The organism is Niallia oryzisoli (genome assembly GCF_043641075.1).
Taxonomy (GTDB): Bacteria; Bacillota; Bacilli; order Bacillales; family Cytobacillaceae; genus Bacillus_BD; species Bacillus_BD oryzisoli_A.
On the sequence record NZ_JBHZRC010000017.1, the window covers coordinates 16,390 to 41,366 of the forward strand.

Annotated in this window: 22 protein-coding genes; 6 read left to right on the forward strand and 16 right to left on the reverse strand. The window is 40.9% G+C overall.

The window, feature by feature from the left end; genetic code table 11:
* The first annotated feature begins 133 nt into the window (after positions 1 to 133).
* Positions 134 to 1,807 (forward strand): glycerol-3-phosphate dehydrogenase/oxidase, encoded by a 1,674-nt coding sequence (locus tag ACHUFV_RS24965; RefSeq protein ID WP_394238979.1) that lies wholly within the window; start codon positions 134 to 136, stop codon positions 1,805 to 1,807.
* Between the two features lie 40 nt (positions 1,808 to 1,847).
* Here ACHUFV_RS24965 and nasC read toward each other — a convergent pair whose 3' ends face one another.
* Genes nasC through nirB (ACHUFV_RS24980) form a run of 3 tightly spaced genes read right to left on the reverse strand, consistent with a single transcriptional unit; the run spans position 1,848 to position 7,436 of the window.
* The gene (nasC, locus tag ACHUFV_RS24970) at positions 1,848 to 4,001 is read right to left on the reverse strand and encodes an assimilatory nitrate reductase catalytic subunit NasC (RefSeq protein ID WP_394238981.1); all 2,154 of its coding nucleotides are present in this window, start codon (positions 3,999 to 4,001) and stop codon (positions 1,848 to 1,850) included.
* 25 nt (positions 4,002 to 4,026) lie between these two features.
* On the reverse strand, positions 4,027 to 5,259 hold the full coding sequence (locus ACHUFV_RS24975) for an MFS transporter (protein WP_394238983.1): 1,233 nt from the start codon (positions 5,257 to 5,259) through the stop codon (positions 4,027 to 4,029).
* A gap of 32 nt (positions 5,260 to 5,291) precedes the next feature.
* A complete protein-coding gene (nirB, locus tag ACHUFV_RS24980) occupies positions 5,292 to 7,436 on the reverse strand; it encodes a nitrite reductase large subunit NirB (RefSeq protein WP_394238985.1) in 2,145 nt (714 codons plus the stop codon).
* Positions 7,437 to 7,590: 154 nt separating this feature from the next.
* On the opposite strand from nirB (ACHUFV_RS24980), the gene ACHUFV_RS24985 reads away from it, so the two are divergent.
* On the forward strand, positions 7,591 to 8,709 hold the full coding sequence (locus tag ACHUFV_RS24985; RefSeq protein WP_394238986.1) for an NAD(P)/FAD-dependent oxidoreductase: 1,119 nt from the start codon (positions 7,591 to 7,593) through the stop codon (positions 8,707 to 8,709).
* Positions 8,710 to 8,772: 63 nt separating this feature from the next.
* On the opposite strand, the gene ACHUFV_RS24990 is transcribed toward ACHUFV_RS24985, so the two are convergent.
* Complete coding sequence (locus ACHUFV_RS24990) at positions 8,773 to 9,033, reverse strand: hypothetical protein (protein WP_394238988.1); 261 nt, start codon at positions 9,031 to 9,033, stop codon at positions 8,773 to 8,775.
* Between the two features lie 817 nt (positions 9,034 to 9,850).
* Here ACHUFV_RS24990 and ACHUFV_RS24995 point away from each other — a divergent pair.
* Both ACHUFV_RS24995 and ACHUFV_RS25000 read left to right on the forward strand, forming a co-directional pair.
* Entirely contained in the window at positions 9,851 to 11,290 is a 1,440-nt protein-coding gene (locus tag ACHUFV_RS24995) for an alkaline phosphatase PhoX (protein ID WP_394238990.1), read from the forward strand.
* 173 nt (positions 11,291 to 11,463) lie between these two features.
* Positions 11,464 to 11,865: an SET domain-containing protein gene (locus tag ACHUFV_RS25000; RefSeq protein ID WP_394238992.1), complete on the forward strand. Its 402-nt coding sequence runs from the start codon at positions 11,464 to 11,466 to the stop codon at positions 11,863 to 11,865.
* Between the two features lie 55 nt (positions 11,866 to 11,920).
* Here the strand turns inward: ACHUFV_RS25000 and cobA are convergent, their stop codons facing one another.
* The 5 genes from cobA to ACHUFV_RS25025 form a co-directional block, all read right to left on the reverse strand.
* Positions 11,921 to 12,703, reverse strand: coding sequence for a uroporphyrinogen-III C-methyltransferase (gene cobA, locus ACHUFV_RS25005; protein ID WP_394238994.1), 783 nt, complete (start codon positions 12,701 to 12,703; stop codon positions 11,921 to 11,923).
* Positions 12,704 to 12,721: 18 nt separating this feature from the next.
* Positions 12,722 to 13,561: a formate/nitrite transporter family protein gene (locus ACHUFV_RS25010; RefSeq protein ID WP_394238996.1), complete on the reverse strand. Its 840-nt coding sequence runs from the start codon at positions 13,559 to 13,561 to the stop codon at positions 12,722 to 12,724.
* A gap of 25 nt (positions 13,562 to 13,586) precedes the next feature.
* On the reverse strand, positions 13,587 to 13,910 hold the full coding sequence (gene nirD, locus ACHUFV_RS25015; protein WP_394238998.1) for a nitrite reductase small subunit NirD: 324 nt from the start codon (positions 13,908 to 13,910) through the stop codon (positions 13,587 to 13,589).
* Between the two features lie 107 nt (positions 13,911 to 14,017).
* Entirely contained in the window at positions 14,018 to 16,432 is a 2,415-nt protein-coding gene (nirB, locus tag ACHUFV_RS25020) for a nitrite reductase large subunit NirB (RefSeq protein WP_394239000.1), read from the reverse strand.
* 201 nt (positions 16,433 to 16,633) lie between these two features.
* Positions 16,634 to 17,395, reverse strand: a complete 762-nt coding sequence (locus ACHUFV_RS25025) for an SDR family NAD(P)-dependent oxidoreductase (RefSeq protein ID WP_394239002.1) — start codon at positions 17,393 to 17,395, stop codon at positions 16,634 to 16,636.
* Positions 17,396 to 17,617: 222 nt separating this feature from the next.
* Between ACHUFV_RS25025 and ACHUFV_RS25030 the strand changes: the two genes are divergently transcribed.
* On the forward strand, positions 17,618 to 18,046 hold the full coding sequence (locus ACHUFV_RS25030) for a VOC family protein (protein ID WP_394239004.1): 429 nt from the start codon (positions 17,618 to 17,620) through the stop codon (positions 18,044 to 18,046).
* Positions 18,047 to 18,127: 81 nt separating this feature from the next.
* Here ACHUFV_RS25030 and ACHUFV_RS25035 read toward each other — a convergent pair whose 3' ends face one another.
* Positions 18,128 to 18,589, reverse strand: coding sequence for a hypothetical protein (locus tag ACHUFV_RS25035; RefSeq protein WP_394239006.1), 462 nt, complete (start codon positions 18,587 to 18,589; stop codon positions 18,128 to 18,130).
* A gap of 189 nt (positions 18,590 to 18,778) precedes the next feature.
* The gene (locus ACHUFV_RS25040) at positions 18,779 to 18,961 is read right to left on the reverse strand and encodes a hypothetical protein (RefSeq protein ID WP_394239008.1); all 183 of its coding nucleotides are present in this window, start codon (positions 18,959 to 18,961) and stop codon (positions 18,779 to 18,781) included.
* 427 nt (positions 18,962 to 19,388) lie between these two features.
* Here ACHUFV_RS25040 and ACHUFV_RS25045 point away from each other — a divergent pair, with 427 nt between their 5' ends.
* On the forward strand, positions 19,389 to 19,580 hold the full coding sequence (locus ACHUFV_RS25045) for a YbxH family protein (protein ID WP_394239010.1): 192 nt from the start codon (positions 19,389 to 19,391) through the stop codon (positions 19,578 to 19,580).
* A gap of 52 nt (positions 19,581 to 19,632) precedes the next feature.
* On the opposite strand, the gene ACHUFV_RS25050 is transcribed toward ACHUFV_RS25045, so the two are convergent.
* Genes ACHUFV_RS25050 through ACHUFV_RS25070 form a run of 5 tightly spaced genes read right to left on the reverse strand, consistent with a single transcriptional unit; the run spans position 19,633 to position 24,976 of the window.
* Positions 19,633 to 21,138 (reverse strand): acyl-CoA synthetase, encoded by a 1,506-nt coding sequence (locus ACHUFV_RS25050; protein WP_394239012.1) that lies wholly within the window; start codon positions 21,136 to 21,138, stop codon positions 19,633 to 19,635.
* 35 nt (positions 21,139 to 21,173) lie between these two features.
* On the reverse strand, positions 21,174 to 22,076 hold the full coding sequence (gene phaZ / locus ACHUFV_RS25055; protein ID WP_394239014.1) for an intracellular short-chain-length polyhydroxyalkanoate depolymerase: 903 nt from the start codon (positions 22,074 to 22,076) through the stop codon (positions 21,174 to 21,176).
* Positions 22,073 to 23,086, reverse strand: coding sequence for a 3-oxoacyl-ACP synthase (locus tag ACHUFV_RS25060; RefSeq protein ID WP_394239016.1), 1,014 nt, complete (start codon positions 23,084 to 23,086; stop codon positions 22,073 to 22,075). Before ACHUFV_RS25060 ends, phaZ begins: the two co-directional genes overlap by 4 nt.
* A 44-nt stretch (positions 23,087 to 23,130) precedes the next feature.
* Positions 23,131 to 24,111, reverse strand: coding sequence for a branched-chain amino acid ABC transporter permease (locus ACHUFV_RS25065; RefSeq protein WP_394239018.1), 981 nt, complete (start codon positions 24,109 to 24,111; stop codon positions 23,131 to 23,133).
* A gap of 4 nt (positions 24,112 to 24,115) precedes the next feature.
* Positions 24,116 to 24,976 (reverse strand): branched-chain amino acid ABC transporter permease, encoded by an 861-nt coding sequence (locus tag ACHUFV_RS25070; RefSeq protein ID WP_394239020.1) that lies wholly within the window; start codon positions 24,974 to 24,976, stop codon positions 24,116 to 24,118.
* Between the last annotated feature and the right edge of the window lies 1 nt (position 24,977).

Genomic DNA, 24,977 nt, shown 5'->3' on the forward strand with positions numbered 1-24,977 from the left:
ATCATCCATAATAAGATTTAAATAAATGATTGATGCAAAGAGAGTCTAATTTTGCAAGGAAATTAGGCTTTTTCAATTATATCATACTGATTCCCTTATATTCTTGTATTAATTTTCCAGAACGGAGGGATACATGATGAGTGAGAGGCTTTCCAGTACAAATAGGAGCCATCTATTACAGAAGATCAAACAACATGAATTTGATTTATTGATTATCGGCGGCGGGATTACCGGGGCCGGCATTGCATTAGATGCGGCAAGCAGAGGAATGAGTACGGCACTGATTGAAATGCAGGATTTTGCTGCCGGAACCTCCAGCCGTTCTACCAAACTGATCCATGGCGGTCTTCGTTATTTGAAAAAATTTGAGCTCGGACTTGTTTCTGAGGTTGGAAGGGAACGAGCGATTGTCTATGAAAATGGACCACATGTTACAACACCACTAAGAATGCTGATACCCGTTTACAAGAATACTGGATTAGGGATGTTCACCACCTCTATGGGATTGAGGCTCTATGATTTTCTAGCAGGCGTAAAAAAGAACGAACGCTGCCGTATGTTTCGTAAGGAAGAAATGCTGACGCTCGAGCCCAAGCTTAACAAGCATGGCTTATTAGGCGGAGGAATGTTCGTTGAATATCGTTCAGATGATGCCAGATTGACAATTGAAGTGCTGAAGGAAGCAGTAAGCCACGGAGCATTTATCATGAATTACGCGAAGGCAACGGATTTTATCTATCAGAACAACAGAGTCTCAGGTGTTTATATAGAAGATCAATTGGATGGGCAAATGGTTGAAATTCACGCCAAAAAGATTGTGAACGCAGCCGGTCCATGGGTTGATCAATTGAGGGAGAAAGACCGTTCTTTAGTGGATAAGCATTTATACTTAACGAAAGGAATTCACCTTGTTTTCGATCAGAGCGTGTTCCCTTTACAGCATTCCGTCTATTTTGACACTCCTGACGGACGAATGGTCCTGATCATTCCTCGGGATGGAAAGACCTACGTTGGCACGACAGATACACCCTACAAGGGTGATGTAGCTAATCCAAGAATAACAGTCAGCGACCGGGATTATCTCATAAATACCATTCATTATATTTTTCCGAATTTAAACATTCAAGCACATGATATTGAATCAGGCTGGGCAGGAGTCAGGCCATTAATTCATGAAGCGTCTAAGGGGCCGTCTGAAATTTCACGAAAGGATGAAATATGGACCTCCCCATCAGGATTAGTATCCATAGCTGGCGGCAAGCTGACCGGCTATCGCAAAATGGCGGAAAAGGTTGTCGATACCCTTGTAAAAGCCTTTTACAAAGAAACCGGCGTTACATTTTCTCCCTGCAGAACGAAACAGCTGCCGATTTCAGGCGGATCTGTTGGCGGCTCACAGTACTTCCCTGCTTTTATCGAAAGAAAGCTCAGTCAAGGACTGGAGCTTGGACTGGATAAGGATGCAGCCTATAGGCTGATAAAAAAGTACGGATCAAACATTAATGATTTGTATGAGATTATGGAAAGGAATAAAACCGAAGCTGAGGCCTCCAAACTGCCACTTGAGCTTTATGCTCAAGTAATATACAGCATGACGAAAGAATATGCCTGTACACCCGTTGATTTTTTTCTACGGAGAACAGGTGCCATGCTATTTCAAATCGAATGGGTAAAGAAATGGAAAACACCTGTTATTGAATTAATGAGTAAACAGCTGGGCTGGAGTTCTGAGACAAAAGAGCAATATCATGTAGAGCTTGAGAACCAAATAGAGCATCAGACAGCTGCATTGGAAACAGAAATATGACAGAGAATTTGCAATCTAAAAAGGGTGTCAAGGGACACCCTCATTTTATATTTGGATTATCGTCCAATGGAGAAATCCTAACCGAACTCACTTTAAATCCAGGCATTTTACATTGCGGATCTAATTCGGCCGAAACAAGACGGTTCACATTCTGAGAATCTGCCCAATGGAAAGGAACAAACACCGTGTCCTCGCGTATCGTCTCCAAGAAACTGCTTCTCACGACGATACTCCCGCGTTTTGATTCAATTTTTACAAGCGACTGATCCTTTATACCGTATTTCTTTGCCGTTTTCGGATGTATTTCTATAAAGGATTCAAAATTCCTTGCTGCCAGGGAAGAGCTTTTTCTAGTCTGTACTCCTGTTAAATAATGCGACATCACCCTTCCTGTTGTTAGGTAAAGAGGGAATTCCTTGCTCGGCTCTTCCTTTGGTACCTCAGGCGTGTTGGTGACCACTGCCATCACAGCCTTTCCATCATGGTGGGCAAAGGATTGTTCAAACAGCCTTTCCGTACCTTTGTGATCACCATCTAGACAAGGCCATAAAATGCCGCCCTCACTTCGTAAACGCTCATACGTGATTCCATAATAATCAGCGATTCCACCGCGGCTGGCTGCTCTTAATTCATTAAAAATCTCCTCGGAAGAAGAAAAAGAAAAATACTCTCCCTTTTCCAATACACGGGCAATGTCACAAATGATTTGCCAATCATGCTTTGCTTCTCCTACAATCGGGTAGCTAGCTTCCCGTAAAACAATCCGTCCTTCTAAGTTCGTCGTAGTTCCTTCATCCTCCAAATAGGAGGTAGCTGGCAGAATTAAATCTGCTAATCTAGCAGTCTCTGAAACAAATAAATCAACCACAACAAGAAATTTCAATTTTTTTATTGCTCTCTCTACAAAATGAGCATTTGGATTGGAGACAACAGGATTAGAACACATGAGAAACAGGCCTGTAATTTCTTCTTTATCCATTTTCTCGATCATCTCAAAGGCAGACACACCTTTTCTCGGCAGCTTATCCTTATCAATTCTCCAAATGTTGGCTATATGCTCCCGATGCTCTTCATTTTCAATCGAGCGATATCCCGGCAGCTGGTCTGCCTTTTGACCATGCTCCCTAGCACCCTGACCATTTCCCTGTCCCGTGATGGCTCCATATCCACAATACGGTTTACCTATTTTCCCTGTTGCAATCAAAATATTCAGGAAGTTACGGACAGCATAAGAACCATCTGTTTGCTGCTCAACACCTCTTGCCGTAAAAATCATCCCGGTATCCTTTTCCCCAAACTTTTCTGCGGCCATTTTAATCTGCTCAGAGGGTACACCCGTTAATTCAGCAATTTCATCTAAGTCTAGAGATGATACATATTCCCTTACTTCTTCAAAGCCTTTTGCCCTTTCTTTAATAAAGGCCGTATCCAAATAATTCCTTTCAATGATGACCTTTAATAAACCATTTGCCAGTGCCGCATCTTTACCAGGCTTAACTTTTAAATGCAGGTCTGCCATCCTCGTTGTGGCAGTTTCCCTCGGATCAACAGCAATGATGAACGCCCCATTTTCCTTTGCTTTTTGAAAATAAGGCATGAGCGTAGGCTGGCACTCCGCAATGTTCGTTCCTACTAATAGAATGACTTCAACAAACGGAATCTCTGAAAGACTGTTCGTTAACCCTCTATCCATCCCAAAGGTTTGATTTGCCGCTGTAGCTGCTGCGGACATACATAAGCGCCCATTATAATCAATATGCTTTGTTTGCAATGCCACACGGGCAAATTTCCCTAACAGATAGGCTTCTTCATTTGTAATGGAGGCACTGCCATAAACAGCCAACGCATCGTTTCCATCTTCAGATTGGATTTTCATAAAGTTTTCTTTAATATGCTGGTATGCCTCTTCCCACGAGATACGGATAAATTCACCATTCACTTTTAACAATGGATATTTAATTCGCTCCTTGTGTATGGCATGCTGGTGCGCGTTCATTCCTTTAATACATAGCCTGCCATGCGATGTTGGGTTCTCCCTGCCGACCGTTGTATATTTTTTTCTTGTTACAATGGTCTGTTCAATTAAGCGCATTTTACATTGGACACTGCAATAGGGGCATTGTGTATCATATATATTTTCAGACTGTACCTGCTGCTGCTTTTCTCGAAAATATTTTAAGAGCATTTCGGTCATATGACTTCATCCTTTACCTAATGAATTAGAATTTCACTCCAGACTCTACTGTAGCCCAAGACCTTTTCCAGCTCCTTGATACAGCAAAAAATACAAGGGTTACAGCGAGACCGATACAGGCGAGGGTAATAAACCCTGCGACGTGACTGCCGGTTGCCTGTTTCAGCGGTCCCAAGATATAGTTTGGCAGCAAAAATCCGCCGAATCCTCCAGCTGCTCCAACAATCCCGGTAATGACGCCAATTTCGTCTTTAAAACGCTGGGGAACGATTTGGAAAACAGATCCGTTTCCCATTCCAAGACACGCCATCATAGTACTAGTAATAAGAAGCATAACTAGGAAGGAGCTTGGCATTAGCGTGACGAGCAATGAACAAATAGTAATGCAGGCAAATAAATATTGAAGAAATTTCATCCCTCCAATACGGTCTGCAACAAAGCCACCAATTGGCCTGAATAAACTTCCTGCTATAACGGTAACTGTTACCAAATAGCCAATTTGAATCATGCTTAATCCTCCAGCCATCGCTTTGTCTCCGTAGATATCATAGAAGAAGATACCTAAATAGCTGGCAAGACCGCTAAACCCTCCGAATGTAATGGCATAGAAAAGGCAGAACCACCAAGTATCAGCATGGCGGAACACCGATAAATATTCGGTGAGACTCTTTGGCTCCGGTTGATTAGGACTGTCCTTCGCCATAAGCAGGAAAGAGATAAGGACTAGAAGAAGCGGGATAATGGCAAAACCAAACACACTATGCCAGCCATACACCTCGGCAATTTTGGGACCGAAGAACGTTGCAATGGCCGTTCCACTATTACCGGCACCTGCTATCCCCATCGCCATCCCCTGATACTGCGGCGGATACCAGCGTCCTGCTAGCGGCAATGCCACTCCAAAGCTTGCTCCGGCAACCCCAAGCAAAAGACCGATGGCATGAACTTCACTTAAGCTTGCCCCTCCAAGCCAGCCCCAAAGCAACGGAATAATCGTGATGATCATCCCAATGATGCCTGTTTTTTTACAGCCGATTCTGTCTGACAAAATCCCCATTGGAATTCGTAATATCGCTCCCCCAAGCAATGGCAGTGCAACCATTGTCGCCTTTTGGGCATCCGTTAATCCAAAATCCTTGGTGATGTACAGCGATACCGATCCGCAGAGCACCCATATCATAAAGCTGACATCAAAATAGAGAAATGCTGATAATAAACTTGGAAAATGACCTGATTTTTTAAAACCCTTTAATTCCATGTTATCTCCTCCTTTTTTATGAAAATATCATTCTATTTTTGAACAGATCGGGGCTCTGCTATTTCATTCATTTTACTTGCATCAAGTTCGAGTCTCCCAATCAGTTGGTAACGAAGTTCTGGTTCAAAAATCACTTCTCTTATATGGATTAAACCAATACGATCCATCCATTGATTAATCGGTTCTAAAAAATTCGCTGTCTCGCGGTAATATTGAATAAAGGCAAGAACGATATTGATTGCTGTCTCATTCGTATCGGCAACAAATAATAATTTTCCATCCTGCGAGTTACTCCCCCCACTGCCTCCAACATAGATTTCCCAGCCTCTTTTCATAAGGATTAATCCGATATCGAAATTCTTTGCTTTTTCACCATTGTGTCCGCAAGAAGAGATACTCATGTTGATTCGCTGAGGAGTAAATAAATACTCTACCCTCTTTTCAAATCTAACTGCCATATCGAGAGCTAGCAGTTTCTCTTCTGGACAAGTATTCTCACCCAAATATGTTTCAATCGGTTCAATCCTATTTCGATTGATTGGGGTGATCGACATGTGTAAATCATTCCAGACATAATCTTGGTTAATCATGCTTAGGTAATAATGCAATGCCCCTTGGCATGTGGAACAACCCTGCGGCTGAAGCCAATTTAGCTGATCCATTACTTCCTTAACGGATGCTAGATTTTGAGCTTGTATTTCTTGTACAATTTCATCCTCAGATAAAGTGGTACAGGTACATAAGGTCTTTTCCACTCTGACTTCATCAAATGAATCACTTTTTGTATAATCAAGCATTTGTTCTACTATTGGCCTGCAGCCGCCACAGGAGTTGGAGGCCTTTGTACACATTTTCACTTGCTCCACTGTCGTCAAGCCATGTTTCTGTACCGCTTCAAGGATGGTTCCTTTCGTTACCGAATTGCAGCTACAGACAATATCACTCTGCTTCATGGCTGCAACGGGGCTTACATCATTTTCCTTCAAATGGAATAATTTATTTTTCTCACTATCAGTTAGGTCCTTCTTTTCCTCAATCAGCTTTAAAAGCCTTGAACCATCCTTTGTATCTCCATATAAAACAGCACCGACCATTTTATTTCCTTGAAAGGAAATTCTTTTATATGCACCATTTATCTCATCGTGAAAAGTAATTGCTTTCGTGGTATCGCCGCCTTCAAACTGACCGACTGAGAAAACATTAACGCCTGATATTTTCAATTGTGTGGAAAGAACCGAACCACGATAGCCTTGATTACTTTGACCGCATAGATGCTTTGCTAATACTTTCCCTTGTTCATACAGCGGTTTAACCAATCCATAGACCACTCCTCGATGCTCTACACATTCTCCAACAGCATAAATGTCCTGTATATTCGTCTGCAGCCAGTCATTGACAATGATGGCACGCTTTGTTTCAATCCCACTATCCTTAGCCAGCTGTATATTCGGTTTAACACCAGCCGCCATAACGACCAAGTCAGCCTTTATTTCCGATCCGTCCTTAAATCGCAAGCCCTCTACACGGTGATTTCCCATAATCTCTTCTGTTTCTTTTCCTAGCTGAAAATTCATGCCTTGACTCTCTAACTCTTTTTCCAGCATTTTAGAGGCCGTATAATCAAGCTGCCGATTCATTAAACAATGGTCTAGATGAACGACATCTACCTCCATCCCAAGATTCAGCAAGCCTCTGGCTGCTTCCAATCCCAATAAACCTCCGCCAATGACAGCCGCTTTTTTATATTGCTCCGCTGCTTTCATCATCTTTTGACAATCGTCAATGGTACGGAATGAAATCACGCCTCTTTTGTCTCTGCCCGGAATAGGAAGAACGAATGGAGTAGAACCCGTTGCCACAATGAGCTTGTCAAAGCTAACTTCCCTTTTTTTATCTGTCTGGATAAGTTTTTTCCTAGGATCAATTTTTACTACTGATTCTCCTGTGTATAATTCAATCTTGTTCTCCTGATACCACTTATGATCATTGAGTATAATCGTTTCAATCGATGCACTTCCCTGCAGTACAGTCGATAATAAAATGCGATTGTAATTACCATAAGGCTCGCTGCCAAAAACAGTTATCGTAAATAGATTTGGATCAATTTCTAAGATTTCCTCAATGCAGCGAACACCTGCCATCCCATTCCCTATTACAACTAACCTTTGCTTTTTCATTTATTACCTCCAGCATGTAGGATAAAATGATTGATGGGTATTATTTTTACATAAAGTCGAATGTAAAAAACGAATCATGTTATATAATCTAACATGGAATTTTCAAAAAGAATGACATAAGGTACGGATATAATCGGACAAAGGAGGAGTCTTGATGAAAAGAATAATTGTTGTGGGTGCAGGTATTCTAGGGGCTTCAGCTGCCTATCAGTTATCGAAAAAGGGCGCACAGGTCATCATTGTGGATCGTAAAGACAAAGGACAAGCGACAGATGCTGCCGCAGGAATTGTCTGCCCTTGGCTAAGCCAGCGCCGAAATAAGGCATGGTATGAGCTCGCCAAAGCGGGAGCTCGATTTTACCCAGAGTTAATTCATGATTTAGAAGAGGATGGAGAAATCCATACGGGGTATTCTCAGGTCGGTGCGATCAGTTTACATAAGGATGAGAAGAAGCTTGAAAAAATGGTTGAGCGAGCATTGCTGCGGAGAGATGATGCCCCCGAGATTGGTGAGATCAAGCAGCTAAGCAAACAGGAAACAAAGCAATTATTCCCTCCATTAGCCGATGATTATGCCTCTGTATTTGTCAGCGGTGGTGCACGCGTTGACGGACGGGCGCTTAGAGATTCCCTGCTGCGGGCAGCACAAAGGAACGGCGCTGCTTTGATTTATGATGAAGCAAGTCTGCTATATAATGGCTCCCGCGTAACAGGAGTTCAGACCAGTTCGGAACAAATCATTGCAGATACGGTCGTTGTCTGTACGGGTGCATGGGCACCGCAGCTGCTTAGACCGTTGGGCGTAGACTTTCGGGTACGTTTTCAAAAGGCTCAAATAGCTCATTTGGAAGCTCCTGACGAAAAAACAAGCGAATGGCCGGTAGTCATGCCGCCGGGAACTCTGTATATTTTAGCGTTCAATGATAAACGAATTGTCGCCGGCTCTACACATGAGGATACAGAAATTTATGATACCAGGGTTACGGCAGGTGGACTATCGGAGATTTTTTCAAAAGCATTAGAGACAGCGCCGGGGTTATCTGACGCTGCCCTATTAGAAGCAAGGGTAGGCTTTCGTCCCATTACTCCAGGCTTCCTGCCTGTCATTGGACCGCTGCCTGGCTGGGAGGGAATTTTTATTGCGAATGGATTAGGTTCATCAGGACTAACCGTTGGCCCCTATTTAGGAGCGGAACTGGCCAAGCTTGCACTTGGTCTCGATTTGGAAATTGATTTAGAGAATTACTCTATTAAAGAGGCATTAGGAGATTAACTTTTCTTATCAAGGTTATCCTCTTTATGAAAAAAGCTTGCAGCCTTATCAGCTGCAAGCTTTTTACTTGTTAAATTTTTCTTCTATGTATTTAAGGGCTTGATTAACAAAAGCTTCTTTCGATCCATTTTGCGCTTGAACTGACGCAAGATTTATAGGCATAGATTCCCAATCCATGACGTCCTTTAATATTTCATATGCAGCACTGTTTTTATTTACGACAATTCCTAAATCATATAAATGATCATTTAAACTTTTAAATTCGTAGTCCTTTTCTACTAGCAAATGGAGTATTCTTTCAAGTGCCTGCCGTTCCCAGCTCATCTTCATTCCCCTTTACAGTATTTTTCACTACCTAATTTTAACATACAGGATAGATAGTAGGCTAATATAGCATTTCAAATGATAAGAACACCTCCACTACATGAATGGAGGTGTTCTTATTGTTTGATAAATGCAGGATTTATCATTGACGTATGAGACAATCAAAAAATCACTATTATACTGTGGCGCCTAGAAGCTCAAGGTGTTAAGCATGCTGCTCCTGGGGAAGACGCCAATCAGCGACATAAAAAAATATATCATTCCGTTTCGTTGAAGTCAATAACAACTATTCATCACTTAAAAGTTGTTATTTTCAGCGACGTTTATTACTATAACAATTTAGATCACGGAAGTCAACTTTCTTTTTGAATTTTCTACTACTTGTTTATTTTCTATTAATGTACATCAATTGTTCAAAAATAGCTTGAAGAATGGCAGTTCAAATAATAGCATCTAATTATTATGGATTCAACCTCTTCTTAGTACAATTTCCATCCATTTCATTTACTCATTATTACCATTACTTGTAAATCATTACATATTCTTAATAAACGGTTTCATCCTCTGACAAGCATTCAACCATTAATACCTAAGACTTTTCCCTTGTTTGCTTTGTCACTTCAGCTATTTCCACTTTTTATCCTACTATTCTCCCGGATACAAACGATTCCTCTTACTATATTCTTACAAAGCATACTACTTTCTTTTTATCTTATGATTGTAAAATCAAACATTACAATGTTTTAACAGACCCTATAGAATTACCTGCTAGTTTTATTCATAGAGCTTGTCTCAATAAAAACGCGGAGGTAATTCTATGAACAGTAGATATAACGGAATAAACAGACGTGATTTTCTTAAAGTTGGCGGGATGGGTACAGTGGCACTAACGTTAGGATCAACGGGTTTATTTGCTCTTGGCAATGCTTCAGAAAGCCTCGCTGCAGCGAATACCATTAATCCAACTGGCGGATTTGGCGGTTACGGTCCTCTAGTAAAGGATCCAAATGGAATTCTTGATCTTCCACAAGGATTTCATTACAAAATGCTTTCCCAAGCAGGCGATATCATGCCAAACGGCGATAAGGTCCCTGCTATGCACGATGGAATGGCTGCATTTAGAGGGGACAAAAATACGACAATCCTTGTTCGAAATCATGAAAATAGCACAAACTCCAATTATCCTGTAAACGGTAAAAACCCTTGGAACACTGGCGCAGCAGGAGGAACGACGACTCTCATTGTAGGACCAAATAGAGAAATCATTGATCAATATGTATCAAGTTCAGGAACCATCCGTAACTGTGCCGGTGGTTCAACGACCTGGGGTACTTGGTTAACAATGGAGGAAACCCGTAATATGGGACATGGCTTTGTATTTGAAGTGAATCCACTAGATCCTGAAAATGACATGTCAAGAACCCCAGTCCGCGATATGGGATACTTTTCACATGAAGCAGGTCACGTTGATCCTTCAACAGGAATCTGGTACTTAACGGAGGATGCAAGCCCCAGCTTCCTGTATCGTTTTACTCCAAATGACCGTAGCCAAACACTTGGCTCCCTGCAAAAAGGCGGTATTTTAGAAGCTGCAGCAATTGAAGAATTACCTAGAGCAAGCCAAATGGCTACAGGTCAAAGGTTTGGCGTGGTTTGGAAAAAATTAAATCCTGAGATTGCACAAAGTGATGCAAAGGCAAAGGGATGTATTGAGTTTAGCCGCCTTGAGGGCGCCTATTTCTCTGAGGGTACTTTCTGGTTTGATGATACAAGCGCAGGCGAAAAACGCCTTGGCCGTGTATACCGCTACACCCCAGCTACTAACACACTCGAGCTTTTCTATGAATCTACTGATAAAAATGATTTACAAGCACCTGATAATATCACGATTACTCCATGGGGAGACCTTTGGGTTGCAGAAGACGGTGGCAACGATCGTATCATCGGCATGACACCAGAAGGAAACGTCTATACTTTTGCAGCAAACAAATTAAACGGTTCAGAGTTTGCAGGACCAACCTTTTCGCCGGATGGGAATACATTCTTTGTAAATATGCAAACACCAGGTATTACATTTGCTATTTGGGGTCCTTTTGCCCGTCGAAATGCGGCACGAAAACGCGTAATGAATCAAGCCGCTCCGCCTGCAAATTTTGCTCCTATCGCATCAGATAAGCTGACTGCTTTTGCCGAAGAACAAGGCATGTCCATTTTAGAAGCGGCAGCATTAGAGCGTCATGGAATGCCAATCATCTAATTTTTCGCCATAGAGATGTAAGCATCGGTTTGTAACCTGCTTACATCTTTTTTATTATTTTTTACAGCAAACGACTAAAAATAACAAAATAAATACATAATAGTGTTGCTTTCAGTCCAGTTATCAGTCAAACTTAAGAAATTAATCTAAAACTAATAAACAGGTGATGAAAAATGATTGAAGTCAAAACTTCGAAGCTGAGCGACGGGGAACTGAACCGAGGGGTATTTGCCACACAGGACATTGCAAAGGGTACCCTTTTCCATGCGGCACCCGTTCTACCCTACCCGAATGACGAGCATGTACACATAGAAAAAACATTATTGGCAGATTACGCCTTTGAATACGGAATAAATCACTCAGCTATTCTTTTAGGATACGGCATGTTATTTAACCATTCCTACGAGCCAAATGCCACCTATGATATTAACTTTCCTAACCACACCTTTGATTTTTTTGCATACAGAGATATTAAGGCTGGCGAAGAAATTCTTATCAACTACAATGGGGAAGTCGATGATATGGACCCGCTTTGGTTTAATAAAAAAGATACAGATGAACCAGAAGAGCGTTAATCTTTCCAAATAACAAGGACCTCCCACGCAATCAGGAAGTCCTTGTTTAAATTCCTTATATAACTTCATCCACGAACACCATTTTACTTTCTTGCGTTCTCAATTCTTCGAACCAGGTAATTTGTTCTCTTACCCTGACAACCTCACCAATTACGATCATACTGGGATTATCGATTTTCTCTATATTCGCTTTTTCTACAATCGTAGAAAGGGTTCCTATGATCGTCCTTTGTTTAGCAGTCGTACCTCTGTTCACTATTGCAACCGGTGTATCAGATGATTTCCCATGAAAAGTCAAGGCATGACAAATATCAGCAAGATGCCCAATCCCCATATAAACCAACAATGTATCTATCCCCGCTAAACTGCTCCAGTTAATATTAGTTGGTTTCCCTTTTTCACCATGCCCTGTTACCACAGCAAACGAGCTGGCTATTTTCCTGTGTGTTACCGGTATACCTGCATAGGCAGAAGCGGCAATTCCCGACGTAATCCCAGGAACAACCTCGAACGAAACCCTATTTTGAGCGAGAACCTCAGCTTCTTCAGCACCCCTACCAAACACAAACGGATCCCCCCCTTTTAAACGGGTCACTACCTTCCCTTGTTTTGCAAGTCTAACCAATAATAGATTAATATTCTCTTGTTTTAATGTGTGACATTTTGGAAGCTTACCGCAATATATTAACGTCGCCTCTTTTTTTGCGTATTCCAGTAAGCCTTTGTTAACCAGCCGATCATACAAAATAACATTAGCCCTCTGAATACATTTTAAGCCTTTAATAGTTATTAAGTCAGGGTCCCCTGGACCTGCCCCAACTAAGTACACTTTGCCCATATAATGGCCCCTCCCTTTTTACAGATTTGATGCTTGTTGTGTGATTTCTAATTGTTCTAAAGCCTTCTTTGCACCTGCTTTTCTATGTGTTAGATATAATACTAGTCCAGTAAATAAAAAACCGCCAACAAGGTTCCCGAATAGCACCGGGAGTTGATTCCATAACAACCAATCAGAAACCGTTACATCTGCACCCAGCATCATCCCTGCTGGAATAACAAACATATTAACAACAGCATGCTCAAAGCCTTGCGCAAAAAACATTGTAATAGGCAGCCACATCGCTGCTATTTTTCCGATTGTCGCTTTTGATGTCATCGCCATAACTGCTCCTAGAGCTACCATCCAGTTACATAGAATAGCCTTTACCGTAACCACAAGGAGTCCCTCTGAACCTAGCATCGAATAGGCTACTGTTTTTGCTTCCGCTACGTTGATTATTTTCTGTGCTACCGCATGATTATCCACATGACCAAAATGAGTTGCTGCAATCACATATAATACCGCGTATACTATACCGCCTATTAAATGGCCGACTATAACCCAAAACCAGTTTGACACCATTTGCTGCCACGTTGCTTTCTTTTCTATAACAGCCAATGGAAGCAGGGCAAAATTCCCTGTAACCAGCTCTAATCCTAAAAGAATGACAATTACGAAGCATGCCGGGAATAATAGCGCACCAACAAAACCCATTTGCGATTGGGTTTCAGCAGTAAACGCCAAGGTGGTACCAAAGCCGAGCAGCGCACCGGCTAAGCCGCCTCGAATGAACATATCCTTAACCGTTAGCCTTGCCTTTGCTGCACCTGCTCGAATCATGCTTTCTACAACTTGATCCGGATTTACATATGACATCATTTACCTTCTTTCAAACAATAATTTACAGAACAATAAATACCTCGTTGTTTTCAACCTCTACCTTAAAGGTTTTCACACAGCCGTTATCCGGTTTTTGAACCTGACCATCATTTACGTTAATTTTCCAATCATGCATCGGGCAAAACACATGTTCACCGCTTACCAATCCTTCTACAAGAACCCCGCCTTTATGCGGACAGCGGTTTTCGATTGCTCGAAATTCCCCTGTTTCTAAATGAAATAACGCGATCTCATGTGGACCTATAGTGACTGTTTTCCCTAACTTTTGTGGGATGTCATCCACTGCCGCTACTTTTATCCGCTGAATTAAGCTTGTTTTTTCCATCACTCATTCCTCCAGATCATTATGTCCCATTATTACAGGCAATTAGCTTCTCCATAAAGTTTCATCGAATTGAACAGAAAGGAAACAGGGGGAGCCCCGATTCCCTTTTATTCAGCGGTTACCGGAATTTTCACCTTTTCAAATAATGCCTTTTGAAGCTTGTCACTTTCAATTATTTCCTTCCATGGTTCCTGTGCTACAGTCAACGCTTCATCTAGACGTATATTAAGTTCAAGCCGTTTTCGGTCATCTTCCATTACTGATCGAATATGGTCGAGTCCCATCCTCTCAACCCATTTAGATGTTCTTTCTAAATACATTCCTGTTTCACGATAATATTGGAAATAGGCTCCGGTAATTTCCATTACCTCTTCACTTGTTTTCACTTTACATAATAGATCCGCAGCTCTTAATTCCGTTCCGCCATTCCCTCCGACATAAATTTGGTATCCGCCGTCCACACCGACCACACCGAGATCTTTAATGCCTGATTCAGCGCAATTTCGCGGACAAGCCGAAACGGCCATTTTAAATTTATGCGGCGTACTGATTCGTTCAAATTTCTTTTCTAAGGCAATACCAAGACCGATAGAATCTTGCGTTCCGAATCTGCAAAACTCTGCACCCACACATGTTTTTACCGTACGAAGCGTTTTACCATAAGCATAACCTGACGGCATATCCAGCTCAGCCCATACCTTTGGAAGGTCTTCTTTTTCGATACCAAACAGATCTATCCGCTGTCCTCCAGTCACTTTCAATAATTTCACATCATATTTATCAGCCACATCGGCTATTTTCCGTAATTGGTCTGGGTTTGTTACACCGCCATACATTCTTGGTACAACCGAGAATGTCCCATCCTTTTGAATATTGGCATGCAAGCGTTCATTAACAAAGCGCGATTCCTTTTCATCCTCATATTCAAGCGGGTAAATCATGCCTAAATAATAATTCAAAGCTGGTTTACATTTGGAGCAGCCATCGATTGTATTCCATTCAAGCACATTCATGACTTCCCTTGTTGTTTTGAGGTTCATTTCACGTATAGCTGCGACAACCTCATCCCGTGATAAAGTGGTACAGCTGCAAATCGCTTCCTTTTGATTCGCTTTACTAAAGTCATCACCTAACGTAAGTTCAAGAATATCAGCTACTAACGGTTTACAGCCTCCGCATGATCTAGAGGCATTCGTACAGCCTTTTACTTCATCAACGCTAGTCAGACCTTGAGTTTCAATGGCATTTACAATATCTCCTTTTGTGACACCATTACAGCCGCAGATGATTTCATCATTTGGCAGGGAGGCAACAAAGCTAACACCAGAGTCATCGCTTTCACCTATATCAAAATACTCAGAAGCATTTGCCCCTTTATTAATTAGGCTCAACAGCTTCGTTCCTTCTTTTGTATCACCAAATAAAACCGCCCCAGAGATTTTATCATTCTTAATCAATATCTTCTTATAAGTACCCTTCCAATCATTCGTTTCCTTAATGACCTTTGTTTGTTCATCTTCATTGATGATTCCAGCTGAAAAAACATCCACTCCCGATACCTTTAATTTTGTGGAAAGAACCGTTCCCTCATATGGCTTCACCTGTTCATCACAAATTCTTCCAGCCAGCACCTTTCCTTGTTCATAAAGCGGTGCTACCAGGCCATATACCATTTCGCGGTGCTCCGCGCATTCGCCGACTGCAAATACATTTGGAATCTGCGTTTCCATAAAATCGTTGACAAGGATTCCCCGATTAACCGGAATACCACTTTCAACAGCCATGCTTATATTTGGTTTAATCCCGACTGCCATGACTACAAGATCTGTTTTAATCTCTTCCCCATCATTAAATCGCAGTCCCTCTACTTTACTTTCGCCAAAAATTTCCTTTGTTTGTTTGTTTAGCAGAAAGTTCATTCCCTGCTTTTCCAGTTCCATACGAAGCATACCTGCAGCTGATTGATCTAATTGTCTTTCCATCAAAGAATCAGAAAGATGGATGACGTCTACCTCCATCCCTAGGTTCAGCAGACCTCTTGCAGCCTCCAACCCTAATAACCCGCCGCCGATTACAGCTGCCTTTTTATATTCCTTGGAGTATTCAATCATTGTTTCGCAGTCTTCTATATTCCGGAAAGCAGTAACCCCTTCCTTTTCAACGCCTGGAAGTGGAAGGATAAACGGAACGGACCCTGTCGCAAGAATCAACTTATCGTAAGCCACCTCACGATTTTTATCCGTAAATACCAATTGGTTCTCTGTATCGATACTTGTTACCGTTTCTCCAGAATAGAGAAGAATATGATGCTGCCTATACCAATCCCAATCATTTAACGTGATATCCTCAATGGCGGTATCTCCTTGAAGAACCTTTGATAATTGAATCCGATCATAGTTTGGATGATTCTCACTTCCAAAAACCGTTATGTCAAATGCATCCTTATTTATCTTCAATATTTCCTCTAAACAGCGAATTCCAGCCATCCCATTTCCAATCAGTACAAGCTTTTGTTTTGCCATATTGAGTCCTCCAATCGAATTATAGAAGCAATCTATAAATAATATGGATTCATCATAAAATAAGATTTATTTTATATCCATGTTCATGTAAGAAAATGTTACATGGTTTTTTGGAGTAGTCTGCGTGCTTGGAAAAACAAATTTTTTAACAAGTGGTTTCTCACATCAAAAAAAGTCCCTATTTCTAATAGGGACTTTTTATTAAAAATTCATCCGAGACTGGCCGCCATCAACATTAATGCTTGCACCAACAACCCATGATGCTTTATCCGATGCTAGGAATACAGCTACATTCGCTACTTCCTCAGGAGTGCCAAAACGTCCGGCAGGGATCTCATCCTGGACAAACTTCTGTATCCCTTCAGGATCTGCTTCAAGCCGTTTTTTCCAATTCCCAGTTTCATGAAGGATACTGCCAGGGGCAATGCTGTTGACGCGGATTCCATCAGAGATTGCTTCGTCTGCTAAGGATTTGGTAAAGCTGATAAGTGCAGCCTTTGCGTTATTATAGGTTACTTTTCCCCCGCTCTCCCTGCCAAATATTGAGGTAATATTGATAATTGAACCGCTTTTTAACTTTTTCATATGCGGAATCACTAATTTGCTTAAATGGACAGCCGAGAAATAATTTAGCTCCATGGCATCATAAAATAATTCCAGTTCTGTTTCCGCTGTTTTTCCCCCATTGCTGCCGCCGGCATTGTTAATGAGGACATCAATCGTACCTTTTTCCTCCACAATCGTTTGGATAAGCTTTTCACGTTCCTCACTTTTAGTTAGGTCCGCCTGATAGAGTGAGAGACTGCCTCCCAATTCTTCCTTTGCTTTTTCTAAAAAGTCTCTGCTGCGACCAACAACTGATACATTAGCTCCTTCAGACAAAAAGGCTGCTGCAATTGATCTTCCAATCCCTTTCGATCCCCCTGTAATCAATACATTTTTTCCTTTTAATTGTAAATCCATTGTATAATTCTCCTATGTATAGTAAGATTTTTTCTATATATTATTTCGCTTCATTTATGAGGATCCCTTGTCAGTCATTCATGATTTTGTTGTTAATAGATTTTAAATCGTTGATTTTAAAATACTAGTATGTTTCATTCAAAAATTGGCTATAGATAGTTTGTCCACTAAATGGATAATGGAATCATGATCAAGGTCAAATCTTATATAGGAGTGATTTAAATGTCAGTAGATGTTTATTTAACCTTTAATGGTAACTGTCGTGAAGCTGTTGAATTTTACGCGGAGGCTTTTGGTGAGGAAAAACCAAAAATTATGAGCTTTGGAGACAGTCCCCAAGACCCTAATTATCCACTTCCAGAAGAAGCTAAAGATTTAGTTATGCATACAAGACTTAGTATTGATGGCAGTAATGTGATGTTTTCAGATGCCTTTCCAGGTATGGAAGTGAAAGAAGGTAACAATATAACCCTTTCCCTAGTCAGTAAGGATGAAAACAAAATTAAGTCTTCCTTTAATAAATTAAAAGAAGGCGGCACTGTAGATATGGAGCTTCAGGAAACATTTTGGAGCAAATGCTACGGCCAAGTTACCGATAAATTCGGCATTCATTGGCAGGTAAGCCTTGACAGCGGTGAAAACGCCTACTAAATTAAATAAAAGGATAGAGTATTTTCCCAAAAAAAGATTCTCTATCCTTTATCTATGTCTTTTTTTAAAATAAATCATTGCCTAAATGGTCAATCCCTTTTTCTTAGCATTGGCATCCATTGAAGTACCAATTGCAATGCCAAAAAGTAACCCCAATGACATGCCTATAATGTAATCATCCAATAGAAAATATCCTACAGCATACCCTATAGCAATGCCCAGTGACATATAGGTTCCCATATAAAAGTTTTCTACTACCAGTTTATGCTCTTTTTGCAAATGACTAATGACTCTATTAACTAAACCCTGATACTCCTTGATATCCTGCTTTTCAAGCCGCCCAACTTTTGACTTAAGATTTACAATGCGTGTACTCCATTCAGAAAGAAAGCTATTACATTCCTGACAATCCGCAAAAGACGCCAATCTATTAATAATACGCTCTAACCTTGCTGTATCAAGACGCTTTGCCTGTTTAATCCCAAGTTCCTCAGTTAGTTCCTTAAGCTGATGAATGAGTTGGTTTAATAATTTAGTATCCATCCTCTTCTCCTCCTATGCCCATTCAGGAATCATTCAGTAGAAACAGGAAGCAAATTGTTTGCTAAATACACTTTGTGAATACTTCTTCACTATTATTTTACTACAAATATTTCCAGTCAAAATGTACAATATTTTGAAAAATAAAAAGCCTAACCCAATTGGATTAGACTTCAAATAACCTGTGAAATTCTATTTAATAACTGTTAAGTGTCTAATTTTTCGATGCTTTCCAAGTTCTTGATAAATGGCTCCTACCATTGAAACAATCGTTAACAAGAATAGAACGAAAGCAATCACGGGTGAAATATTAATTAGAGAAACTAAATAAAATGAGAATAATAATGATAGAGAAGTGAATAATAAACCGTTCATGAAAAGCACCCCTTTGTGATATATATAGTTTAATTGTGACAAATTATTGACCAAATTATGACATTTATTTGTCTATATTTTAAGTCTGAATTAACAGAAAGTAAAGATATTTTCAAGCAGAAAGAAAAGAAATTATCAAATTCACTCGTCGAATTTGCGTCCGGATTTTTTTCGGGCTCGCTCGAAAAATTACCTTTAAAAAATCCGTGACATCCGCCGGAGGCTTAACTTCATTCAGCCAGGGTTTGAACCCCCACTGAATCAAAGATCAGTTTGTATCCATCCCTTAACTTTAGAAGTGGAAGACTTCTGTATCTGTCACAAGCTTTCGGTACAAAAACATTTGCTGAATGAAGTTAAATGATATGTTCCAATTCGTGGAATGCTATGTTATGCGGATTAATCTTAGTTTTGGGAGATGTGTTGAATGGGTGCTGTTGAAAGAAATGGATATCGATTTGAACCAGAGTATAGTGTAATAGAACAAAATGGAGCAATCCATGTCTATCACCAAGGAGAGTTTGTTGAAGAGGTGAAATTCTCCTTTTCCGGAAAGTATCCTGAGTTTGACCAAATTGAAGCACTAATTGACAGCTATTGTGAACAAAATGGAATTTAGCGCATTAAAGCGGTGGGGGCCTGTCCCCCACCGCTTTAATGCGCTGCAGATTTTATTTTTGGGCAGCAGATGAAGCATGCTTTTTTAATTCTTTTTTATCAATTTTTCCGACATCTGTTTTTGGGAGTTGGTCAAGGAAGAATATTCTTTTAGGAACTTTGTATTTTCCAAGTTTACGAACACAGTGCTCTTTTACTTCTTCTATGGATAACTGTTCATTTTCCTTGAGGACAATAAATGCAGCAACGATTTCTCCCCATTTTGGGTCAGGTATTCCAACAATCGCTGCTTCGGATACTTGTGATATTTGGGAAATCCAATGTTCCACTTCAAGCGGATACACATTTTCACCGCCTGTTATAATCATCTCTTTTTTTCGTCCTACAATATAGTAATACCCATCCTGATCCCTTTTTGCCAGGTCACCGGTATGCAGCCAATCCGAGGACAATGCTTCGTCGGTTGCCTCCTGATTATTCCAATAGCACGAAAAAACATGCTTGCCTTTAATTAATAATTCCCCTACTTCATTAGCTGCTGCCTGTTCTCCGTCCTCTTTTATGATTTTTACAACATTAAACAGCATCGGTTTTCCAACAGAGCCCAGCTTCTCATCCACCCTGTCCGGGTCAATATAAAAATTGTTAGGCCCCGCTTCTGTTAGACCATAGCCCTCTTTAAATGTTAAACCCCTGTTCCGAAAAGCTTTATAAATTTCTAATGAGCAGGGTGCCCCTCCGGAAAGAAAAATTTTCATGAAAGGAAAACGACTCTTTTTAAATTCATCACTATTCACCATCATATGGTACATGGTCGGAACTAACAAGACAATCGTACATTGATAATGATTCAAATACTCGATGGCTTCAATCGGATTGTAGTCACTGGCGATCACAACTTTCCCGCCAACCATAAGCAGTGGAATGGATAAAGCATTTAACCCCCCTGTATGAAACAAGGGCATATAGGTTAGCGTTGTATCCTCCTGTGAGAGATTCCAGCTCAAAACCGTGTTCAATCCGTTCCAGATGATCGATTGATGTGATAACACGACCCCTTTTGGCTTTCCTGTTGTTCCACCTGTGTAAAGGATCGTAAGAGGATCCTGCTCTGAGAGGTCTACGTCCCCTTCGACCTGAAGCGATTTGTCCAAATATTGTTCATGATCAATTTCAAAGGAAACGGGCGCAAGCTGTACATATTCCAGCTCAGCTACCTTTTCAGCAAAGCTAGAATGAAACCCGATTAATTTTGGCGTACAATCCTGTAGAATATAATCCATTTCATAAGTAGCTAAACGCCAATTAATTGGAACAAAGGTCGCACCAATTTTTGCACAGGCAAAAAGTAAATCAAAATAAACGATATGGTTGGGAGACACTAACGCTACCCGGTCTCCTTTAGCAATGCCCTGCTTTTTTAACCAGCTTGCTGCCGCTGACGCACGTTGATTTACTTCAGAAAAGGTCCAGTTGATTCCCTTATCTGCATGAACAATTGCAACCTTATGCGGTGATATTCTCGCTCTATTTGCAATCCAATCAAACTCCCATTCCACCCCAATTTCACCTGTCCTTCCCCGCTTCAATGTCTTTATTCCTCTAAAAATTCGGATATTACTTGGAGCATCTGGTCCAAATCGTCGATTAACGGTGAATGACCACAATCCTCTAACTCTACAAATCTGGCATTCTTTCCAATATCCTCTACGATCTCCTCTGCCATTTGCTCAGGGATGACATAATCACGATCACCGCGAAGTACCAGCACCGGAATGGTAATATTCTTGACGAGGCCGTTTCCTTCAAGTAATCCATTGTGCTTTTCACTTATATTGAAGGTATTTAAAGCATGGTACACTTCTGCGAGGTTTCTTTGCGTCAGCATATCATTAACGTATTCTTCATATTTATCTTCACTTGGTTGAATTTTTGTATAAATTACGGCATTCCAGACGGCTTTTAAGAATGCATGATCCTTTGTGTCGTAGGCACGCTGAGTAGGAAGGATTTTATCCTTGTCGTTCTTTATTTGTTCAAACGTTGTGTAGCGATTCTCAAAGTCCGGCTGTCCATCCTCCCTTGTGCCATAAAAAGGTACACCTCTCGTTGAAGTAGATTCCAGCAGCACTAGCTTTGAGCAGTATCCCGGATAATCTGCCACAAACTGCATGCTAACGCTTCCCCCGGTTGACCAGCCTATAATGGCGAAGTCTTTTAAACCAATCGCATCCACAACCCCCTTTATATCATCCGAAAAATCTTTAATCGATTGAATTCTGTTATGATAGGAGGATTGACCAAATCCTCTCATATCAACTGCGTATATTTTATAGCTTGGGTCCATCTGTTCTATAACAAGATCCCAATGCTTCGAAGAGATCATATTCCCATGAATAAGCAATACCTTTTTCTCCCCGCCTTCTCTTTCCTGGTAGGCAATGGTTTCTCCATTTGGTAGTGTTACATAGTTATATTTGATATTAGATAAGGTCATTCAGCCTCTTCCTCTCCCCATCGTATTGTTGTTGCTCCCCACGCATAGCCAATGCCAGCACTGACCAATACGACAATATCACCATCTTTAAGCTTCCCTTCCTGCTCAGCTAGCTCTAGTGATAAAATCTGATCCATCTGCCCAATATGACCATATTCCTCGAGATAGATAGATTGCTCCGATGATAATCCTAATTCCTTTAAAACATACTCATGCGCCGATCGTTTCATATGCAGCAAACCAAGATAACGTATGTCCTTCTCGGAATATCCGCTATTCGCCAGTGATGTGCGGATTACCTTTAAAAAGTTAACCATCGATTTCTGTTCTAATCTCGCCTTCATTCCTTCTAAATCCGTTACATCGAGTTTATGAAGAGACAGATTTTCATTTGTTAGCGGATGCTTAGTACCGCCAGCAACGACTACCACATCCTCTGAAAAAGAACCATCGGTAATGAGCTTCGATTCTAGGATCACGTTCTTTCTATGTCCTTTTTTTAAAAGAATCGCTCCACCGCCGGCACCAAGGTTAAACATAAACTGGGTTCTTTTGTTCCTGTAGTCAATAAAGTCGCCGTTACGATATCCACCGGCAAGCAGCACTGTATTTATCGATGGGTCAGAGGTCATCATATCCTTTGCAACCTTTAAAGCCATGATCGTTGTCCCACATCTTAATGCCGCATCAAAGGCCCAGGCGTTATAAGCCCCTATCTCCTCCTGCAGCTTAATCCCTGCAGTCCACAAGGGGTACTCCTTATGTTCTTCTCCAATATAGATGACTAAATCAATTTCCAACGGATCAATTCCCGCCTTACTGATGGCTTTCTTTGCTGCTTGCACACCCATTTCACAGGTATGGTCCTCAGGTCCCGGAATTGTTTTTTTCTTTATCCCCATTTTGTTTTCCACGACCTCTTTTGGAATTCCTGCCATTTTTGCAATTTTCTCACCTGATATTACTTTTTCAGGCAAATAAATTCCCGTACTTACAATTCCGATTTGCATCTGTTCACCTCTGACTTTATGGTTCTTCAACAGAAATCAGTTACTCATGCTTGAGTATTTTGACTCCTGTCTTTTTTCTTGAATTTCAAATTCTTTACTGTTCCCACAATTCCCTGAGGGAAAAACATGACAGCAAGGATATAGATAATCCCAAAGAAAATAATCCATCTTTCAAAAATCCAATGTGTTTTCGCCATTTCTGTTAACCAATGGTGGGCAAATTCAATAATTCCAGAACCGATTACCGCTCCGATAAGGGTTCCGACACCACCGATTATCGTCATTAAAAGGGCATCTAACGTAATATCAATTGAAAAAACACTCGTATTCACAAACCTTAGTGAAATAGAATAAAGCATCCCAGCAATACCAGCAATAACACCCGATACCACACTGGCAATGATTTTATAATGAAGAACATTATATCCAAGCGATTCTGTTCTTTGCTCGTTTTCTCTTATCGCCTGTACGACGCGGCCAAGAGGGGATTGGATGAACCTTCTTAGACCAAGAAAAATCAACAGCATAAGTACGAGACTAATCAGATAAAAGTCCGTTCGATCCTTTAATAGATCTGGTACTCTAAAGGTAAAACCATCATTTCCATAGGTCAAGGTTCTCCATTTTTCAGCAAGAACAAGAAATAAGCCGGAAAAGGCGAGCGTCAGCATGGCATAGAAGTGACTTTTCAGACGGAGTGTGAGCAGGCCAATGAAAAAGCTGATGATCCCCGTTAACAGGACTGTCACGATACTGGCAAGGATCAGATAGAAAATGGAGGGTTCAAAGCTCTTCATAAAGATTCCAATCGTATAAGCTCCGATTCCAAAAAACATGGCATGCCCAAAAGAAACAATTCCTGTATAGCCTAGCAGCAGGTCATAGCTCATCGCAAACATCGCAAAAATAAACACCTGCGTCAGCAAAATAAGCAGCGTTCGCGATTCGTAAACAAACGGAAATATAAGGAGGAAAAGAGCTGTAAGCAAATAGAGGTAGCTGCGTGTCTTCGTTAATCCCAACATTATCTCACCCCTTTAACCCGAATAGTCCCTGCGGTCTAAAAATAAGGACAACAGCCATTAGCAGCATATTCACTGCAAGACTTAAATCGGGTACATAGTAAGCCATAAAGGAACCGGATAGTCCGACTAGGATGGCAGCCAAAATGGAGCCTGGGAAACTGCCCATTCCGCCAATCACCACCACAATAAACGCAAGGATCGCAAATTCCATTCCCATTTCCGCATGGATCACACCAGAATAGGGACCTAATAATATCCCACCGAGTGCCGCCATTCCAGCTCCGGCCATAAAGACAAACATAAAGACCTTTTGAATATTGATTCCCAAAGCTTGAACCATTTCCTTGTTCATCACACCAGCACGAACCACTAAACCAATCTTCGTATTTTTAAGGATGTACTGTACTACGAAGAACATCAGCAGCCCGACAGCAATGATAAACACACGATACTTAATAATCACAATTCCCGCTACTTCCCAGCTTCCCTTCAAAACATCAGGGGGTGAGGCGGAAATTTGGTTGGGGCCCCAGACTACTTTTAATAATTCTGATAAAACCAGCATAAGTCCTAATGTAATCAATATTTGTTGTACATGATTGCCATATACCGGCTTAATAATCCATTTCTCCGTTAACCAGCCGAGCAGAAAACCGGTTGCAACAGCGCCAATCATTCCGATTAAAAAGCTGCCTGTTGAAGAATAAATCCATATTCCGCTATAGGCTCCCCAAGCAAATAAACCGCCGTGGGCAAAATTAAGCACATCCATTAAGCCAAATATTAATGTTAAACCAGCAGCAAGAAGAAAGATTAGCATCCCTGTTGCCAGACCATTTAACGTTAAATTAAAAAATACATCCATT

Coding starts and splice junctions, on each gene's coding strand:
- ACHUFV_RS24965 (WP_394238979.1), top strand. CDS start 134: ATGATGAGTGAGAGGCTTTCCAGTACAAATAGGAGCCATCTATTACAG.
- nasC (WP_394238981.1), bottom strand. CDS start 4,001: ATGACCGAAATGCTCTTAAAATATTTTCGAGAAAAGCAGCAGCAGGTA.
- ACHUFV_RS24975 (WP_394238983.1), bottom strand. CDS start 5,259: ATGGAATTAAAGGGTTTTAAAAAATCAGGTCATTTTCCAAGTTTATTA.
- nirB (WP_394238985.1), bottom strand. CDS start 7,436: ATGAAAAAGCAAAGGTTAGTTGTAATAGGGAATGGGATGGCAGGTGTT.
- ACHUFV_RS24985 (WP_394238986.1), top strand. CDS start 7,591: ATGAAAAGAATAATTGTTGTGGGTGCAGGTATTCTAGGGGCTTCAGCT.
- ACHUFV_RS24990 (WP_394238988.1), bottom strand. CDS start 9,033: ATGAGCTGGGAACGGCAGGCACTTGAAAGAATACTCCATTTGCTAGTA.
- ACHUFV_RS24995 (WP_394238990.1), top strand. CDS start 9,851: ATGAACAGTAGATATAACGGAATAAACAGACGTGATTTTCTTAAAGTT.
- ACHUFV_RS25000 (WP_394238992.1), top strand. CDS start 11,464: ATGATTGAAGTCAAAACTTCGAAGCTGAGCGACGGGGAACTGAACCGA.
- cobA (WP_394238994.1), bottom strand. CDS start 12,703: ATGGGCAAAGTGTACTTAGTTGGGGCAGGTCCAGGGGACCCTGACTTA.
- ACHUFV_RS25010 (WP_394238996.1), bottom strand. CDS start 13,561: ATGTCATATGTAAATCCGGATCAAGTTGTAGAAAGCATGATTCGAGCA.
- nirD (WP_394238998.1), bottom strand. CDS start 13,910: ATGGAAAAAACAAGCTTAATTCAGCGGATAAAAGTAGCGGCAGTGGAT.
- nirB (WP_394239000.1), bottom strand. CDS start 16,432: ATGGCAAAACAAAAGCTTGTACTGATTGGAAATGGGATGGCTGGAATT.
- ACHUFV_RS25025 (WP_394239002.1), bottom strand. CDS start 17,395: ATGGATTTACAATTAAAAGGAAAAAATGTATTGATTACAGGGGGATCG.
- ACHUFV_RS25030 (WP_394239004.1), top strand. CDS start 17,618: ATGTCAGTAGATGTTTATTTAACCTTTAATGGTAACTGTCGTGAAGCT.
- ACHUFV_RS25035 (WP_394239006.1), bottom strand. CDS start 18,589: ATGGATACTAAATTATTAAACCAACTCATTCATCAGCTTAAGGAACTA.
- ACHUFV_RS25040 (WP_394239008.1), bottom strand. CDS start 18,961: ATGAACGGTTTATTATTCACTTCTCTATCATTATTATTCTCATTTTAT.
- ACHUFV_RS25045 (WP_394239010.1), top strand. CDS start 19,389: ATGGGTGCTGTTGAAAGAAATGGATATCGATTTGAACCAGAGTATAGT.
- phaZ (WP_394239014.1), bottom strand. CDS start 22,076: ATGACCTTATCTAATATCAAATATAACTATGTAACACTACCAAATGGA.
- ACHUFV_RS25060 (WP_394239016.1), bottom strand. CDS start 23,086: ATGCAAATCGGAATTGTAAGTACGGGAATTTATTTGCCTGAAAAAGTA.
- ACHUFV_RS25065 (WP_394239018.1), bottom strand. CDS start 24,111: ATGTTGGGATTAACGAAGACACGCAGCTACCTCTATTTGCTTACAGCT.
- ACHUFV_RS25070 (WP_394239020.1), bottom strand. CDS start 24,976: ATGGATGTATTTTTTAATTTAACGTTAAATGGTCTGGCAACAGGGATG.